The organism is Methylobacterium sp. WL64 (assembly GCF_008039945.1).
Lineage (GTDB): Bacteria > Pseudomonadota > Alphaproteobacteria > Rhizobiales > Beijerinckiaceae > Methylobacterium.
In genome coordinates, this window is record NZ_VRVA01000074.1 from 1 (window position 1) to 18,031 (window position 18,031).

Annotated in this window: 8 protein-coding genes; 4 read left to right on the forward strand and 4 right to left on the reverse strand. The window is 70.8% G+C overall.

Annotated elements, in window-relative coordinates:
- Both FV242_RS23210 and FV242_RS23215 read left to right on the forward strand, forming a co-directional pair.
- Positions 1–708: ferredoxin--NAD(+) reductase (locus tag FV242_RS23210; protein WP_147940575.1), on the forward strand; the 708-nt coding region annotated here is incomplete at its 5' end.
- Between the two features lie 115 nt (positions 709–823).
- Complete coding sequence (locus tag FV242_RS23215) at positions 824–1,876, forward strand: SGNH/GDSL hydrolase family protein (protein ID WP_147909456.1); 1,053 nt, start codon at positions 824–826, stop codon at positions 1,874–1,876.
- 131 nt (positions 1,877–2,007) lie between these two features.
- Here the strand turns inward: FV242_RS23215 and FV242_RS23220 are convergent, their stop codons facing one another.
- Entirely contained in the window at positions 2,008–4,473 is a 2,466-nt protein-coding gene (locus FV242_RS23220; RefSeq protein WP_246692836.1) for a glycogen/starch/alpha-glucan phosphorylase, read from the reverse strand.
- A gap of 393 nt (positions 4,474–4,866) precedes the next feature.
- Between FV242_RS23220 and FV242_RS23225 the strand changes: the two genes are divergently transcribed.
- Both FV242_RS23225 and glgA read left to right on the forward strand, forming a co-directional pair.
- A complete protein-coding gene (locus FV242_RS23225) occupies positions 4,867–6,450 on the forward strand; it encodes an alpha-amylase family glycosyl hydrolase (protein ID WP_147940576.1) in 1,584 nt (527 codons plus the stop codon).
- Between the two features lie 213 nt (positions 6,451–6,663).
- A complete protein-coding gene (gene glgA, locus FV242_RS23230; RefSeq protein ID WP_147940577.1) occupies positions 6,664–8,205 on the forward strand; it encodes a glycogen synthase GlgA in 1,542 nt (513 codons plus the stop codon).
- Positions 8,206–8,457: 252 nt separating this feature from the next.
- Here the strand turns inward: glgA and glgB are convergent, their stop codons facing one another.
- The 3 genes from glgB to FV242_RS23245 all read right to left on the reverse strand — a co-directional run bounded on the left by glgB (position 8,458) and on the right by FV242_RS23245 (position 17,564).
- Complete coding sequence (gene glgB, locus FV242_RS23235) at positions 8,458–10,755, reverse strand: 1,4-alpha-glucan branching protein GlgB (RefSeq protein ID WP_147940578.1); 2,298 nt, start codon at positions 10,753–10,755, stop codon at positions 8,458–8,460.
- Positions 10,752–14,030: a maltose alpha-D-glucosyltransferase gene (treS, locus tag FV242_RS23240; protein ID WP_147940579.1), complete on the reverse strand. Its 3,279-nt coding sequence runs from the start codon at positions 14,028–14,030 to the stop codon at positions 10,752–10,754. The genes glgB and treS overlap by 4 nt, the downstream gene beginning before the upstream one ends.
- Positions 14,031–14,177: 147 nt before the next feature.
- Entirely contained in the window at positions 14,178–17,564 is a 3,387-nt protein-coding gene (locus FV242_RS23245) for a maltotransferase domain-containing protein (protein ID WP_147940580.1), read from the reverse strand.
- Positions 17,565–18,031: the final 467 nt, after the last annotated feature.

Here is an 18,031-nt window from a genome sequence, read left to right on the forward strand (position 1 = left end):
GCCCCGATCCTGGGCCAGGAGGAGGCCCCGCCCCCGGCCGTCGCCATCCGCAAGGGCACCGTCTCGCAGATCCGGCGGCTCTGCCCCGGCATCGTCGAGGTCGTGGCGACCCTGACCCGGCGCCCGAACCTCGAGCCCGGCCACCAGGCGCTCGTCACCTTCGCGGGCCTGCCTGCCCTGACCCTGTCCCCGACCCTGCGGATCGACGGCTCGGCCGAGATCAACGAGGCGGTGTTCCACATCCCCCGCGACCCCGAGGGCGGCCCGGTCGACGCGATCCGGCTCGACCAGCCCGTGCGCCTGAAGGGCCCCGTCGGCCGCGGCCAGTACCGGCCCGGCGGCGGGCGCCTCGTGCTGGTGGCGGCGGGAGCCGGCTTCGGCCCGATCTGGGCGATCGCCCGGGCGGCCCGCTACGTCGAGCCCGCCCGCGAGATGGCGCTGGCGGTCGGCGCCCGGGACGCCCTCGACCTCTACATGCGCGAGAGCCTGGACTGGCTGCGCTGCACCGGCGTCGGCCGGATCGTGCTCTGCGCCGACCGCGGCGGCCAGCGGCCGCCGGACGTGCGCTCCGGCCCGCTCACCGCCCACCTGCCGAGCCTGCGCGCCACCGACGTCGTCCACGTGGCCGGCGACATCGCCACCGTCGGCGCCGTGCAGGTGCTCGCCGCCGCGGTGGGCGCGCGCTGCTACCCGATCGTGCTCGACTGACCACGGCGCCCGTCCGCGGACCGCGCCCGGACCATCAGGGCTCCGCCCCGATACCCCGCCAAAGGGCCGGGCGCCCTTTGGGATTTCGTCCCTTCCCGTGAGTCGGTCTGCGTCGATGCTCCGCGTGCTCTGCCTCGGCTACAGCGTCACGGAGCTGGCGGGCTATGTCGAGCACGCCAACGCCCTGGCCGCGGCCGAGGGGCGGCCGGTCACCTTCCTGCGCAGCGGCTGGGGCGGCCACTCGCTGCCCTCGATCGCCGCCCTGATCGACGAGATCCTCGACGCCTGTCCCTGCGACCACGTCCTGCTGGAGCTGTTCACCGGCAACGTCCGCTACTTCGACGGCGCGACGATGCGGGCCTACCTGGACGACATCCTGGCGGCGACCGCCCGGCGGGGCCTGCCGGTGGCCTTCCTCAACCTCCACCAGGGCGGGGTCGATTACGCGGCCGAGCCCGTCGCCGCCCTGCTCGCGGAGTACCGCGCCCTCTACGGCATCGTCTACCTCGACATCGCCGCCCCGGTGGCCGCCGCGGGGGCGGGCGACATCACCTACCTGCTGAAGGACGGGACCCATCTCGCCCCGGCCGGGGCCGAACTCTACGGCATCCTGGTCTACGCCTTCATGCGGGCGCCGCCCCCCGGCCGCGCCTATGTCGACCGGCTCCGGCGATTGCCGGTCCGGTTCGAATCCCTGCCGCTGCGCACCCTCCCCGGCCTGGAATGCGGGTTCGAACTGCGCCGCAACGGCATCCCGCTGCACTTCCTGGAGATTCCCGAGGGCGCGAGCGTCGAGATCCCGCTCGGGCGGCCGCGTCGCGTGATCGGCGCCCTGGTGACCTACGGCCCGCGGGCCGGCACGCTGACGGTCCAGGATCCGGCGACCGGGCGGTCACGCGCGATCACCGCCTACGACGAATTCTCCTATTACACGCGCTCCATGTTCCGGAGCTTCGTGTTCCCGGCCGTCCGGACCCTGAGGATCACGCAGGGGGCCGCGCTGCCCGACATCGCCCTGCGCAAGGGCGAGCCGGACCGGGGGCCGCGTCTCGGCCGGGTGTCGCACGTCTTCGTCCGGCGCCGGCTCGGCCTCGCCGAGCGCGTGGCGCTGATCCGTCACCGGCTTCTACGCAACCTGCGCCGGCTCAGGGGTTTCCCAAGGGCCTGAGGCCCTTGGGCGGGGTGTCGGGGCGGAGCTCGACACCAGGGCGCCGCCCTGGACCCGCGAAAGGTCCGAGACCTTTCGAAACCAGGACTTCCTTTCGAAACCAGGACTTCCTTTCGAAACCGGGACGTCCTTCAGCCCAGGCGGACGCGCCAGATCTCGTCCGCGTATTCACGCATCGAGCGGTCCGAGGAGAACCACGCCATCCGGGCGGTGTTGCGGATCGCCTTGGCCCACCAGCCGCGCGGGTCGCGCCAGGCGGCGTCGATGGAGCGCTGCACCCGCCAATAATCGTCGAAGTCGGCGGTGAGCAGGTACTGGTCGCGCTGGCGCAGGTCGTCGGTGAGCGGCCGGAACCGGCCCGGCTCCTCCGGCGAGAACCGCCCGGAGGCGATCATGTCCAGCGCCGCCGCCAGCCGGGGCGAGGCCTGGATCGCCGTCGCGGCGTAGCCCGGCTCGGCCTCGCGCGCCTGCACCCCGGCGGCGTCGAGGCCGAAGATGAAGATGTTGTCCGCCCCGACATGGTCGCGGATCTCGATGTTGGCGCCGTCCAGCGTGCCCACCGTGAGCGCGCCGTTGAGGGCGAACTTCATGTTGCCGGTGCCCGAGGCCTCCATGCCGGCGGTGGAGATCTGCTCCGACAGGTCGGCGCCCGGGATGATCGTCTCGGCGAGGCTCACCGAGTAGTTCGGCAGGAACACCACCTTCAGCCGGCCCGCGACCTCCGGATCGTCGTTCACCGCCTTGGCCACGTCGCAGGCGAGCTTGATGATCAGCTTGGCCCGGACGTAGCTCGGCGCGGCCTTGCCGGCGAAGATCTTCACCCGGGGCGTCCAGTCCCGGTGCGGGTCGGCCTTGATCGCCTGGTAGAGCGCCACCGTCTCGACGACGTTGAGGAGCTGGCGCTTGTACTCGTGGATGCGCTTGACCTGGATGTCGAACAGCGCGTCCGGATCGATGTCGATGCCGGTGCGCTCGGCCACGACCTTGGCCAGCGCCTCCTTGCGCTGCCGGCGCACGGCGGCGTAGCGCGCCACGAAGGCCGGATCCTCGGCATGGGCCTCCAGGCCCCGGAGCAGCTCGGGATCGTCGAGGACGCCCGCGCCCACCGTCTCCACGGCGAGCCGGGTGAGGCCCGGATTGGCGTTGTGGAGCCAGCGCCGGAAGGTGATGCCGTTGGTCTTGTTGACGATCTTGTCCGGATCCAGCGCGTGGAGCGGCGCGAACACCGTGGACCGCATCAGGTCGGTGTGCAGCGCCGAGACGCCGTTGACCCGCCGGGCGCCGTGGAAGGCGAGGTGCCCCATCCGGACCCGCCGGCCATGCGCCTCGTCGATCAGCGAGATCGAGGCCAGGTAGGCGGCGTCCTGGTGGGCGGCGTCCTGGCGGCCGTGCTTGGCCTGCTCTTCGAGATGCATCCAGTTGATCAGGTAGATGATCTGCATGTGGCGCGGCAGCAGCCGCTCCATCAGCTCCACCGGCCAGGTCTCCAGCGCCTCGGGCAGCAGGGTGTGGTTGGTGTAGTTCAGCGTGTGGGTGGTGACGTGCCACGCATCCTCCCAGGAGAGGTCGTGGTCCTCCATCAGGATGCGCATCAGCTCCGGCACCGCGATGGCCGGGTGGGTGTCGTTGAGCTGGATCGCGGCGTGGTCCGACAGGGACCGCACGTCGCCGCGCTCCATGACGTGGCGGGCGATGAGATCCTGGAGCGAGGCCGAGGTGAAGAAGTATTCCTGGCGCAGGCGCAGTTCCTGCCCGTCGGCCGAGGAATCGCTCGGATAGAGCACCCGGGAGATCGCCTCCGCCCGCATGCGGGCCGCGACGGCGCCGACATGGTCGCCATCGTTGAAGCGGCCGAGGTCGACCGGCTCGCCGGCCTCCGCCTTCCACAGGCGCAGCCGGTTGACGTGGCGCCCGCGCCAGCCGACCACCGGGATGTCGTGGGCGACCGCCCGCACGGTCTCGGCCGGCTGCCAGTGGCGGCGGATCACGCCCTCGCCGGGCGAGGACAGCGTGACGGTGCCGCCGAAGCCGATCGTGTAGGTCGCGTCGGGCCGGACGAACTCCCAGGGATTGCCCTCGGCCAGCCAGGTCTCCGGCGCCTCGCGCTGCCAGCCGTCCTCGAAGGACTGGCGGAACAGGCCGTGATCGTACCGGATGCCGTAGCCGATCGCCGGGATGCCGATGCTGGCCATGCTGTCCATGAAGCAGGCGGCCAGCCGCCCGAGGCCGCCATTGCCGAGCGCCGCGTCGGGCTCGGCATCCTGCACGGCGTCGAGATCGACCCCGAGTTCCCGCAGCGCCGCCCGGGTCGTGTCGGTGAGGCCGAGGTTGTTCATGGCGTCCGACATCAGCCGGCCGATCAGGAATTCGAGCGAGAGGTAGTAGACCCGCTTGTTCGGCACGGCCTTCTCGGAGGCCATGCAGGCCGCCACGACGCGCTCGCGCAGGGCCATCGCGGTGGCCACGAACCAGTCGCGCGGGCGGGCGGATTCGGGGGTCCGGCCGAGCGCGAAGGTCAGCTTGGCGCGGATCGATTCCCGCAGGTCGACCACGGCGTCACCGGTCTGCGACAGGAGCGGCGCGGTCCAGGCGGCCACCGGCAGCTCGGCCGCGGCGTCGTCGCGCAGGGCGTCCCGCTGGGCGGGCGGAGTGAGAACGTCGTTCAGCACGTGCGGGTCCCCCAAAGTCAGCGCCCCGGATTCTAGCGCCAGGGCTATCGTGGGCGGATTATCTCTTTTGATGGATTGCCACCGCGTGAACGGGCGGGCGATCCGTGCCCCGAAGCCGCGACTGTGCGACCGGCTTCCAGGCGAAGTCGTGGCGGTGCCGCCCCGAACGGGGCACGCGACGGCGCGGCCGGAGATATGGCGCGACTACGTGACATTCTAGACACAACGGCCGGCACCGCCAACCCGCGACGCGCGCATCTGAGCCGTCGCCAGCGCGCGGCTCAGCGGTTAACCCTGGGCCGGGGATTCGCGAGGCGCAGCATGACCGAGACCGTCTGGTGGAAGCGCGGGACCGTCTACCAGGTCTATCCGCGCTCGTTCCAGGATACGAACGGCGACGGGGTCGGCGACCTGGCGGGGATCACGGCGCGGCTCGACTACCTCGCCTGGCTCGGGGTGGACGCGGTGTGGATCTCGCCGGTCTACCCCTCGCCCATGGCGGATTTCGGCTACGACGTCGCCGATTACTGCGGCATCGACCCGTTGTTCGGCACGCTGGCCGACTTCGACGCGCTCATCGCCGAGGCCCATCGGCGCAAGCTGAAGGTGATCCTGGACTTCGTGCCCAACCACTCGTCGATCGCGCATCCGTGGTTCGCGGAGAGCCGGTCGTCGCGGTCGAGCCCGCAGCGGGACTGGTACATCTGGCGCGACCCGGCCCCGGGGGGCGGTCCGCCGAACAACTGGGTGTCGAATTTCGGCGGGCCGGCCTGGACCCTCGATGCGGCCACCGGCCAGTACTACTACCACGCGTTCCTGGCCGAGCAGCCGGACCTGAACTGGCGCAACCCGGCCGTCCGGGCCGCGATGCACGACGCGCTCCGGTTCTGGCTGGACCGCGGGGTCGACGGGTTCCGGGTCGACGTGATCTGGCACCTGATGAAGGACGCCGGATTCCGCGACAACCCGGCCAATCCCGACTACGCGCCGGGCACGCCCGAGATCAACCGCTTCACCCAGGTCTATTCCGCCGACCGCCCGGAGGTGTTCGACGTCATCGCCGGGATGCGGGCGGTGCTGCGCCAGTACGGCGAGCGGGTGCTGATCGGCGAGATCTACCTGCCGATCGAGCGGCTGGTGGCCTATTACGGCCCCGACCTCACCGGCGCCGACCTGCCCTTCAACTTCCAGCTGATCCAGACCCCGTGGCGGGCCGACGCGGTCACCGACCTCGTGGCCCAGTACGAGGCGGCTCTGCCCGAGGGCGGCTGGCCGAACTGGGTGCTGGGCAACCACGACCAGCCGCGGATCGCCGCCCGGGTGGGCGAGGCCCAGGCTCGCATCGCCGCGATGCTGCTGCTGACGTTGCGCGGCACCCCGACCCTCTATTACGGCGACGAGATCGGGCTCGGCCGCGTCGCGATCCCGCCGGGGCGCGCCCGGGACCCCTGGGAGCGCAACGAGCCCGGCCACGGCCGCGACCCGGAGCGGACCCCGATGCAATGGGACGAGGCCCCGCAGGCCGGCTTCTCGGCCGGGGAGCCGTGGCTGCCGCTCTCGGAGGATTGGGCCACCCGCAACGTCGAGGCCCAGCGCTCGGATCCCGGCTCGATGCTGACCCTGCACCGGCGGCTCCTGGCGCTGCGGCGCGACCACCCGGCGCTCTGCGTGGGCGACTACCGGGGCCTGCCGGTCGAGGCCGAGGCCGTGTTCGCCTACGAGCGCTGCGCCGACGGCACGTGCCTGCGCGTGATCCTGAACTTCGGCGGCGATCCGCACAGCCTGTCCCTGCCCGAGGGCGACTGGACGGTGCTGCTCTCGACGCTTCCCGGCCGGGCGGGGGCGAGCGTCGGCGCGCCCCTGGCGCTCGGGCCTGCCGAGGGGGTGATCCTGCGCCGCACCTGAGCCAGCCCCTGCCATCTCTTGTCGCAGTGCAGCACAGACATCGCGCCATGGCGGAATCTGTAACCGAAGCTTAAGGCTGACACTGGCCTAAATTGTGCGTCGCAGCGGAACAGTTGCGACGGAGGAGCATTGGACATGGTTGAGGCCGTGACAGCCGCGTCTGCCCGATCCTCTGCCAAGCCGGGGCACCCTGCCCGGCCCGGAGCGATGCCCATGCACGGCGCGCGTCGCGGCGGTTCCTGCGCGGATGAAGCCTTCGGCGAAGGCGGCGGTGCCGCAGCGCAGTTCACCAACCCGGCCTGGCCGGCCTCGCTGCGCCGCCGCATCCTGTACGCCACCCCGGAGATGGCCGACTTCGTGAAGACCGGCGGCCTCGGCGAGGTCTCGGCCGCCCTGCCCCGGGCCCTGGTGCCGCATTACGACATCCGCGTCCTGATCCCCGGCTACCGCCAGGTCCGGGCCGCGTTCCCCGACATCCCGGTGGTCGCCCGGCTCGAGGGCTTCGCGGGCGTACCCCCTTGCGACCTCGGCCTGGTCGAGGCCGCCGACGGCCTGCGCATCTACGTCCTGCTGGCCCCCGACCTGTACGAGCGCGACGGCACGCCCTACGGCGACGCCCACGGCGATTTCGGCGACAACGACCTGCGCTTCGCCCGCCTGAGCCTCGCGGCCGCGGAGATCGCCGCCGGCGCCGATTCCGACTGGGCGGCCGACCTGCTGCACCTCAACGACTGGCAGGCGGCCCTCGCCCCGGCCTACCTGGCCTGGCGCGGCCGGCGCATCCCGAGCGTGCTGACGATCCACAACCTCGCCTATCAGGGGCTGTTCCCCCGCGACAGCCTGGGCCGCCTCGGCGTGCCGGATTCGGCGTTCCAGGTCGACGGCGCGGAGTTCTACGGCCAGCTGTCGTTCCTCAAGGCCGGCATCTTCTACGCCTCGCAGGTCACCACGGTGAGCGAGACCTACGCCCGGGAGATCCAGACGCCCGAGATGGGCTGCGGGCTCGACGGGCTGCTGCGCACCCGCGCCGGCCAGGGGCGGCTGGCCGGCATCCTTAACGGCATCGACGAGACCTGGGATCCGAGCACCGACCCGCACCTCGCCACCCGGTTCGAGGTCGACGACTGGAAGGGCAAGCGCGCCAACGCCGAGGCGGTGCGCCAGCAATTCGGCCTCGCGGTCTCCCGCGGCCCGCTCTTCGCCATCGTGTCGCGCCTGGTGCACCAGAAGGGCATCGACCTGAGCCTGCAGGCGGCGGAGGCGATCGTGGCCGAGGGCGGACAGCTCGTGGTGATCGGCCAGGGCGAGGGCCGGTTCGAGCAGGCCCTGCGCGGCCTGTCGAAGCGCCACCCGGACGCGGTCGGCGTGCATGTCGGCTTCGAGGAGGCCCAGGCGAGGCGGATGTTCGCCGGCAGCGACTTCCTGCTGATGCCCTCGCGGTTCGAGCCGTGCGGGCTGGCCCAGATGTACGCCCAGCGCTTCGGCTCGCTGCCGATCGTGCACCGCACCGGGGGGCTCGCCGACACGGTGGAGGACGGGGTGACCGGCTTCACCTTCGCGGAGGCCTCGGCCGCGGCGTTCGGGTCGGCGGTCCGCCGGGCGTTCGAGGCGTTCGGCCAGAAGAAGCGCCTCAACGCCATGCGCCGGCGCGCCATGGCCGCCCGGTTCGGCTGGGACCAGGCCGCCGACAGCTACGCCGGCCTCTACGCCCGCGCCATGGGCAACAGCCCGGCGCTGCGCTGGCGCGCCGCGTAGGGCTGGCGCTTCGGCAGGCTCTGAATCTGTTCGCGGCGCGGCAGGATATCATCCAGTCCGGATCTGACACGCGTCCTCCCTCCCCCCTTCGCGGGGGAGGGTGGGCCGGCCGTCAGGCCGGGTCGGGAGAGGGGCAGCGCGACGGTTCAGGATCTCACGCCTGTCGCGCGCTTTCCGGAAACGGCGCTCCCCTTTCCCGACCCCTGCTGACGCAGGGGCCACCCTCCCCCGCAGAGGGGGGAGGGATTTACGTCACCGCTCCAGCAAAAAAATCATCGTCGCCAGCGGCGGCAGGGTCAGCGACAGGAACTGCGCCTGGCCGTGGGCCGCCTCCGCGTCGGTGTGGCGGCCGCCGTTGTTGCCGAGGTTCGAGCCGCCGTACACGGCTGCGTCCGAGTTGAACGCCTCCCTGTAAAAACCCGCCTCCGGAACGCCGACGCGGTAGCCCTCCCGGGGGATCGGGGTGAAGTTCGACACCACGATCGCGACCTCGCCCGGCTTGGCGCCCTTGCGGGCCCAGGCGATGACGCTGTTGTCCTGGTCGTCGGCCACCAGCCACTGGAACCCGGTCGCCTCGACGTCCCGGGTGTGGAGGGCCGGGGTCGAGACGTAGAGCCGGTTGAGGTCCCGCACCACGTCCTTGACGCCCTTGTGCAGGGGATCGTCGAGCAGGTGCCAGTCCAGGCTGATGTCGTGGTTCCACTCCCGCTCCTGGCCGAACTCGCCGCCCATGAACAGCAGCTTCTTGCCGGGATGCCCCCACATGAAGCCGAAATAGGCGCGCAGGTTCGCGAATTTCTGCCAGCGGTCGCCCGGCATCTTGCCGAGCAGCGAGCCCTTCCCGTGCACGACCTCGTCGTGGGAGAGCGGCAGGATGAAGTTCTCCGAGAAGGCGTAGAGCAGCCCGAAGGTCAAGTTGTGGTGGTGGTAGCGGCGGTGGATCGGATCCTCCGACACGTATTTCAACGTGTCGTGCATCCAGCCCATGTTCCACTTGAAGCCGAAGCCGAGGCCGCCCGTGTAGGTCGGGTGCGAGACGCCCGGCCAGGAGGTCGATTCCTCCGCCACCGTGATGGTGCCGGGGGCGTGGCTGTAGGTCGCCTCGTTGGTCTTGCGCAGGAAGTCGATGGCGTCGAGGTTCTCGTTGCCGCCGTAGCGGTTCGGGATCCACTCGCCCTGCCGGCGCGAATAGTCGAGGTAGAGCATCGAGGCCACGGCATCCACCCGCAGGCCGTCGAGGTGGTAGTGCTCGAGCCAGAACCGGGCGTTGGCGGCCAGGAAAGTCGCGACCTCGGTCCGGCCGAAATTGTAGATGTAGGTGCCCCAATCCTGGTGGAAGCCCTGGCGCGGGTCGGCGTGCTCGTAGAGATGCGTGCCGTCGAACAGGCCGAGCCCGTGCGCGTCCAGCGGGAAGTGGCCGGGCACCCAGTCGAGCATCACGCCGATGCCGGCCTCGTGGGCGGTGTCCACGAAGGCGGCGAAATCCTCGGGCGTGCCGAAGCGGCTGGTCGGGGCGAACAGCGAGACCGGCTGGTAGCCCCAGGACCCGTCGAACGGGAACTCGGTGATCGGCAGCATCTCGATATGGGTGAAGCCCATATCCTTGACGTAGGGGATCAGCCGCTCGCCCAGCTCCTTGTAGGTGAGGTAGCGGTTGCCCTCCTCGGGCACCCGCGCCCAGGAGCCGAGATGGACCTCGTAGATCGAGATCGCGGTGTGGCGCGGATCCTTGGCGCCGCGGGTCGTCATCCAGCCGGCATCGCGCCAGTCGAACTCCCCCGTCCCGTGGGTGACCGAGGCCGTCTCCGGCGGGTGCTGTGCCGCGAAGGCGACCGGGTCGGCCTTGAGCGGGATCAGGGCGCCGTCGGGGCCGCGGATCTCGAACTTGTAGCGCTCGCCGGCCTTGAGGCCGGGCACGAACACCTCCCAGATCCCGCCTTCCTGCCACAGGCGCATCGGGTGGCGCCGCCCGTCCCACTCGTTGAAGTCGCCGACGACGCTGACCTTGCGGGCGTTGGGCGCCCACACGGCGAAGCGGAAGCCGTCGATGCCGTCGAGCTGCCCCGACTGGGCGCCGAGCATCCGGTAGACCAGGTTGGTGCCGACCTCGCGCAGGGTCGCGACGTCGTAGGGCTCGATCGAGGAGCCGAAGCCGTAGGGGTCGAAGCGGCGCCGCTTGGTCCCGTCCCAGAACTCGACCTCGATCTCGTAGAGCGGCCGGCCCTCGCCCTCGATCCGGGCGACGTAGAACCCGTCCGGGTGCCGCTTCTCGAACGGCACGGTGCGCGCGCTCGTCACCAGGGCGGCGGACCGCGCCTCGGGCAGGACGGCGCGAACCTCCCAGGCGTTCGGGCCGACCCGGTGGGGGCCGAGCACCGAGAACGGGTCGCCGTGGTTGGCGGACATCAGCGCGGCGATCGCGTCCGGATGGACGCCCGGATGGGAGCCCGCCGGCGCCGAGGCGGCTCCGGAGTTCGGGACGTCCGCGTTCCGCGCGCCCGCCGCTTCCGGGTCGTTCCGCGGTGCGAAGGTCTCGTCGATCGCCGTCATTCAGTTTCTCCGGGCTCGCGGCCGTCCGTGTCCAGAATGGTGAGAACCCCTCGGGCGGGGATTTCGATCCAGTCCGGCCGGTTGTTGGCCTCGTAATCGACTTCGTAGAGGGCCTTGGTCAGCAGGCAGAGGCGCAGCAGCCGCGTCCGGGTGGCCGGGTCGGTCACGGCCGCCCGCGTCCCCGCCGCGGCCGCGTCGTAGCCGGCCAGGAAGGCCGCCTCGATCATGCCGCGCCACGCCTTGGCCGCGTCCCGCGCCCGCTCCTCGGAATCGCCGAACCGGACGGTGATCTCGCGGATCACGGTCTCGGCCCCGTACGCGAAGGAGCGCATCAGGCCGGCGACGTCGCGCAGCGGCATCGACTTCGCCCGCCGCTCGTCGGCCGGGCGGGAGGGCTCGCCCTCAAAGTCGACGATGATCAGGTCGCTCTCGGAAACCAGCACCTGACCCAGGTGATAGTCGCCGTGGATGCGGATCTTGTGGGCCCCGCGCGGCGCCTCGGTGGACAGCGCCTCGATCAGCGCCTCGACCTCGGCCCGCCGCTGCCCCAGCTCCGCGCAGGCGGGCTTGCCGGCATCGAGGCCGCGCTCGACGAGACCTTTCAGCGCCCGGAAGGCCCGGTCGGCCTGGTGGCGCGCGTCCCGGACGAGCACCGCCAGGTCGTCCTCGGCGAACGGCTCGGCCGCGAAGGCCGGGTCGTCGGTCTCGATCGCGAAGGCGGCGTGCATCTCGGCGGTGCGCCGGCCGAGCAGGTCGGCCCAGGGCCGGTGGGCCTGGAACGCCTCCTCGGGGCTGGCGGCCTCGCTCTCGGGGGTGAGCACGACGGTCTCGAAGTCCCGGCGCAGGCCCTCCAGCATCAGCGTCCAGGCGTCGCCCTGGTTCATGACGAACTTCTGCAGGACCGCCAGCGCCGTCCGGGTGCCATCCTCGGCCACGTGCTCGAGCGTGCCGAGCAGCGCGGGCGTGTTGGAGAAGCCCGCCTGCTCGGTGAGGAAGCGCCCGACCTCGATCTCGGGATGCATCCCCGGCTGCAGGCGGCGCAGCAGCTTGAGCATCATCTTCGAGCCGATGGCGATCGAGGTGTTGCTCTGCTCCGCCGACAGCCGGCGGATGTCGGCCACGTCCACGGTGACGTCCGGATCGAAGGCCGACGTGGTGGAAAAGACCAGCCGCCCGCTCTCGGTCGGGATCTCGGTGCCCTGGCGCATGTCGTCGATCAGGCAGGCCGCGAAGTCGTTCGAGCCGGCCGCCCCGTAGAGCAGGCCGGTGCGCGGCCCGCGGCGCACCCGCGCCACCGCGAAGGGCAGCAGCGTCTCGTCCTCGCGGCCTTCCTCGACGCCGACCGGCATGAAGTATTCGTGGCTCTCGCCGTTGGCGAGCTGCACCTGCAGCCGCGGCAGCAGGAACCGGGCGCTGCCGTCCACGTCCTTGAGGGCGGCGAAGTCGACCACCTTCACGGACCGGATCCGCGAGCCCTTGGCGCCGAACCAGCGCCGGCTCAGCAGGAACGGCGGCACCACGGTGCGCTCGAAGGCGACGCGCTCGCGGCCGGACATCAGGCTCTCGATGCCGCCGGTGAGCACCAGGGTGAACAGCTCCGGGGGCTCCTTCTGCGGGCCGATCGCGCCCGAGCGGGCGGCGCTCAACGAGAACCAGTAGAAGCCGTAGGACGGCAGGGTCAGCAGGTAGGGCAGGTCTCCGATCGGCGGGAACTCGGTGCCGCCGGTGAGCTCGATCGGCACCGCGGTGCGCAGCTCCGACAGGTCGAGCTGCACCGCCTGCGGGGCCCGCGACAGGTTGGCGACGCACAGGATCCGCTCGTCCTCGTGCTCGCGGATCCAGGCCAGGACCTTGCGGTTCGAGGGATAGAGGAACTGGATCGTGCCGCGGCCCAGCGCGACGCTGTTGTTGCGGATGGCGATCATCCGCCGGGTCCAGTTCAGCAGGCTGGTCTGCGACTGGGTCTGCGCCTCGACGTTGATCGCGTCGAAGCCGTAGATCGGGTCCTGGATCGCCGGCAGGAACAGCCGCTGCGGGTTCGCCTTGGAGAAGCCGCCGTTGCGGTCCGGGGACCATTGCATCGGCGTGCGGACGCCGTCGCGGTCGCCCAGATAGATGTTGTCGCCCATGCCGATCTCGTCGCCGTAGTAGAGCACCGGCGTGCCGGGCATCGACAGGACGAGGGACTTCATCAGCTCGATCTTTCGCCGGTCGTTCTCCAGCAGCGGCGCGAGGCGGCGGCGGATGCCGAGGTTGATCCGGGCGCGCCGCTCGGCGGCGTAGAACGACCAGAGGTAGTCACGCTCCTCGGCGGTCACCATCTCGAGCGTCAGCTCGTCGTGATTCCGCAGGAAGATCGCCCACTGGCACCCCTCGGGGATCTCCGGGGTCTGGCGCATGATGTCGGTGATCGGATGCCGGTCCTCCCGGGCGATCGCCATGTACATCCGCGGCATCAGCGGGAAGTGGAACGCCATGTGGCATTCGTCGCCGTCGCCGAAATACTGGGCGGTCTCCTCGGGCCACTGGTTGGCCTCGGCCAGCAGCATCCGGTCGGGATAGCTGACATCGAGGGCGGCCCGGATCGCCTTGATGACGTCGTGCGTTTCGGACAGGTTTTCGCAGTTCGTGCCGTCGCGCTCGATCAGGTAGGGGATCGCGTCCAGCCGCAGGCCGTCGACGCCCATGTCGAGCCAGTAGCGCATCGTCGCGATGACGGCTTCCAGCACCTTCGGGTTGTCGAAGTTCAGGTCCGGCTGGTGGCTGTAGAACCGGTGCCAGAAATACTGCTTGGCGACCGGGTCCCAGGTCCAGTTCGAGGACTCGGTGTCGAGGAAGATGATCCGCGTGTCCTTGTACGGCGCGTCGGTGTCCGACCAGACGTAGAAGTCGCGCTTGGGCGAGCCGGGGGGCGCCTCGCGGGCCGCCTGGAACCAGGGGTGCTGGTCGCTGGTGTGGTTGATCACGAGCTCGGTGATCACCCGCAGGCCGCGCTCGTGCGCCGCCGCCACGAAGGCCCTGAAGTCCTCCATGGTCCCGTAGGACGGGTTGATGCCCTCGTAATCGGCGATGTCGTAGCCGTCGTCGCGCAGCGGCGAGGGATAGAACGGCATCAGCCAGATCGCCGTGACCCCGAGGTCACGGACATAGTCGAGCCGCCGGGTCAGCCCCTCGAAATCACCGATCCCGTCGTCGTTCGAGTCGAAGAACGACTTGACGTGGATCTGGTAGATGATGGCGTCACGGTACCATTGCGGGTCGCTGCGATCGATCATCGCGTCGCTGCCTCATCGGTCGAAGGTCAAGGGGACCGGCGGTCGGGACCGGCCGGGGCGCGGGCGGTCGGCCGCGCGGCGCAATGGTCGGCGGCGGGCAGGCCCGTCGCCGGTGTCAGACGTGAGGGTGAGGTGCCACGGGTGGCCTCAGCCCGCAACCCGCCGCGGCGCCCGGAGACGCCAGATGACGCAGGATCGCTCGGCCGGATCGAGCGCGATGCGGTGGGTCTTGCCCCGCAACTCGAACCTGTAGCCCTGGATCAGGTCCTCAACCTCCACGGCGCCGTCATCCGGCAGGCCGAACAGCCAGAGCGGCACCTCGTAGGTGCATTCCTGGCGGTTCTTGGGATCGAGGTTGACCATCGTGAACACGCAATTGTCACGCTCCGGCGTCGCCTTGGCGTAGGCGATGATCTGGTCGTTGGAGGCGCCGGTGAAGACCACGTTGCGGAAATCCCAGAGGGCGGGGTTCTCGCGCCGGATCTTGTTCAGCGTGACGATGTGCTCGCGGATGTTGCCGGGCCGGTCGTAGTCCCAGGCCTTCAGCTCGTACTTCTCCGAGTTCAGGTATTCTTCCTTGCCCGGGTAGGGCGCGGCCTCGCACAGCTCGAAGCCGTTGTAGATGCCGTAGACCGACGACAGGGTGGCGGCCAGCGTCCCGCGGATCACGAACCCGGCCCGGCCGCTGGTCTGGAGGTAGTGCGGGTTGATGTCGGGCGTGTTGGCGAAGAAGTTCGGGCGGTAGTACTCGCCCATCTCGCCGGCCAGCTCCAGGGCGTATGCGGTGAGCTCCTGCTTGGTGTTGCGCCAGGTGAAGTAGGTGTAGCTCTGCTGGTAGCCCGCCTTGGCGAGCTTCTTCATCATCTTCGGCCGGGTGAAGGCCTCGGCGAGGAACAGCGCGTCGGGATAGCGGCCGTTGACCTCGGCGATCACCCATTCCCAGAACGGGATCGGCTTGGTGTGCGGGTTGTCGACCCGGAAGATGCGCACGCCCCGGGCGCACCACCCGAGCAGGATGTCGCGCAGCTCGATCCACAGCGAGGGCAGGGCGCCCCCGTAGAAGTGGACGTTCGAGATGTCCTCGTACTTCTTGGGCGGGTTCTCGGCGAATTTCAGCGTCCCGTCGGGGCGCCACTCGAACCATTCCGGATGGTCCTTGATCCAGGGATGGTCGGGCGAGCACTGGATCGCGAAGTCGAGGGCGATCTCCATGCCGAAGGCGTGGCTTTCCGCCACCAGCCGCTCGAAATCCTCCAGCGTGCCGAGGTCGGGGTGCACGGCCTCGTGGCCGCCCTCCTCCGCGCCCACCGCGTAGACCGAGCCGACATCGCCCGGCAGGGCCTTGAGGGTGTTGTTCTTGCCCTTGCGGTTGGTCCGGCCCACCGGGTGGATCGGCGTGAAGTAGAGCACGTCGAAGCCCAGCTCGCGGATCTCGGGCAGCCGCCGGATCACGTCGTCGAAGGTGCCGTGGCGGTTCACGTCCATCGATTGCGAGCGCGGAAAGATCTCGTACCAGGCGGAGAACCGGGCCGCGAGCCGGTCGGCGATCACCGGCAGGACCACCGGATAGCGGCTGAGATTCACCCGCTCGGCGTTCCGGCGGACCAGGCTCGCGGAGTCGGGCTGCAGGATCCGCTCGAGCTGGGCGGCCGAGCCGGTCTCCTCGGCGGCGAGCGCCGCGACCAGGGCGGCGAGCCGCTCCGCGTCGCGCCCGGCGCCGCGGCCGCGGGCCAGGGAGGCGGCGCTCTCGACCAGGGTCACGCCCTCGATCGTCTCCAGGCGGACATCGACGCCGGCGGCGCGCTTCTTCAGGGTGTCGCGCACCCAGGACGAGAACGGGTCGCGCCACGCGATCAGGGTGAATTCGTAGCGGGCGTTGCGCTCCAGGGGGAATTGCCCGGCCCAGCGGTCGTTGTCGACGAAGACCATCGGGTCCTCGCGCCACGCCTCGGTGCCGGCGACCCGCGACAGGATCGCGGCGTCGAGGATCTCGTGGCCGTCGGTGAAGATGTCGGCCTCGACCCGCAGGGATTCGCCGACGACGCGCTTCACCGCCGAACGGCCGCCGTCGAGCTCCGGGCTCACCGCCTCGATCACCACCCGGCCCTCGCCGGTCGGCGTGTCGCGCTCGGGCAGCTGGGCGACCTGGGCGGGCCCGGCGCTGAGGATGCGCAACTCGCCCGGGAGCAGGTCGATGGCGCTGCCGGGATGGAACGCGATCGGCTCGGCCTCGGGGGTCCGGTCGACGAAGGCGCCGAGCATCCCGCCGGTGCGGGCGATGAGGGTGCCGGCATCCACCGGCACCGGCCTGTCCGACGGGTTGTAGAGCACGATCACGGCGTTCTGCGCCGAGGCCGGATGGCCGGTGTCGAAGCGGGCGAGCGCCACGAGGTCGCTGTCGGGGGCCGAGATGCGCATCTGCGCGCCCTCGACGTTGGCGGCCGGCAGTTCAGCCCGCAGGGCGTTGATCGCCCGGATCGAGGCGGAGATGTCGAGGCCGGTGTCGGTCTCGCGGTCGCGCGGGGTGGTCTCGACCACGTGCAGCGCCCGGCGGTAGCCCCACTCGTAGCCGATCGGCATCAGCACGCCGGCCGAGAAGAAAGCAGCCAGCGCGTAGCGGGTGCGCAGGTGCCGCGCCACCGCCTCGGGGCCGCCGCCGGCCTCGGCGGCCAGCCGCTTCATGTCGTGGTTTTCCGGAAAGGCGATCGAGGGCGCCAGCACCCGCAGGCGCTCGTACTGCTCCAGCGCCCAGGGCTTCTGGAGGTCCCACCAGGCGAAGGAGTTGAACAGGTAGTCGAAGCCGGCGCCGGCCGTGGCGCGCGCCTCCTCGAAGGTGCAGCCCAGGGTCTCGGCGGCGAACAGGCAGGCGGGGTCGCGGCCCTTGGCCTCCCCGATCAGGACGCGCCAGGTCTCGGGCGGGACCTTGTAGGCGGCATCGCACCGGAAGCCCGCGACGCCGAGCGCCTGGAGCCGGGCCACGTAGGCGCCCCAGATCCGGGTCAGCTCGTCCCGGGCGGCGGGCGTGTGATAGTCGAGTTCGGCGAGATCGCCCCAGACCGTGCGGATCGTGGGATCGTCCGGGTCGACGGCGCCCGGATGCATGATCGAGCCGTCGGGCTCCTTCATGAACAGGTCGGGCCGCTCCACGGCCAGCCGGGCGTTGTCGGCGGTGTGGTTGATCACGAGGTCGGTCATCACCGACAGGCCCGCGGCCTGCGCGGCGGCGCAGAACCGGCCGATCTGCGCGTCGTCGGGCGTGCCGTCCTGGTCACGGAACCGCTCGTCGAGCCGCTCGGGATCGGCCACCGCGTAGAGGCTCCGCGAGCCGCCGGTCTGGTGGAACGGGTTGAGGTAGATCCAGTCGAAGCCGAGCGCCGCGATCCGGGGCAGCTCGGCCGCCCAGTCGGAGACGCGCCCGACCAGCAGCGGGAACAGGTTGTAGATCCGCGGCCCCGCGGCGCGAGGCGCCGGGGATGCGGGCAGGACGGCCTCGGCCCCGGTCGTCGCGGCGGCGGCTTTGGTCGGTGCGTTCATGCTGGTCTCTGGCTCCTGGTCCATGTCTCGTAACGCCCGAACCGCGCGGGCGTGCCTTGCCCGGGACGGCGCGAATGGTCAGGTCCGCGCGACCCGTCTCTCAGCGGATTCGCATGACAGGTCCGCGAGGGGCCTGCCGATCGTGTTCTTCGTAGCAGCGGCGGACCTGCGCATCCTCCCTCCCCCCTTTGCGGGGGAGGGTGGCCCCCGAAGGGGGTCGGGCCGGGGCGAAGTCCCGCAAGAGGGGAGCGACGGTGCAGAAACAAGCTTTGCCCGTCCTGCCGGTCGCGTCATGTCCTGAACCCGGGCTCCCCTCTCCCGACCCGGCCTGACGGCCGGCCCACCCTCCCCCGCAGAGGGGGGAGGGAGACGCGCTTGAGGTCAGTCTTGGCCCACATCCACCAGCCAATGTGTGAACATCGTAGCCGGCAGAGGGGGGCGGGAGATCCGCCGATCCGGCCGCGTCC

Coding starts and splice junctions, on each gene's coding strand:
- FV242_RS23215 (WP_147909456.1), top strand. CDS start 824: ATGCTCCGCGTGCTCTGCCTCGGCTACAGCGTCACGGAGCTGGCGGGC.
- FV242_RS23225 (WP_147940576.1), top strand. CDS start 4,867: ATGACCGAGACCGTCTGGTGGAAGCGCGGGACCGTCTACCAGGTCTAT.
- glgA (WP_147940577.1), top strand. CDS start 6,664: ATGCACGGCGCGCGTCGCGGCGGTTCCTGCGCGGATGAAGCCTTCGGC.
- glgB (WP_147940578.1), bottom strand. CDS start 10,755: ATGACGGCGATCGACGAGACCTTCGCACCGCGGAACGACCCGGAAGCG.
- treS (WP_147940579.1), bottom strand. CDS start 14,030: ATGATCGATCGCAGCGACCCGCAATGGTACCGTGACGCCATCATCTAC.
- FV242_RS23245 (WP_147940580.1), bottom strand. CDS start 17,564: ATGAACGCACCGACCAAAGCCGCCGCCGCGACGACCGGGGCCGAGGCC.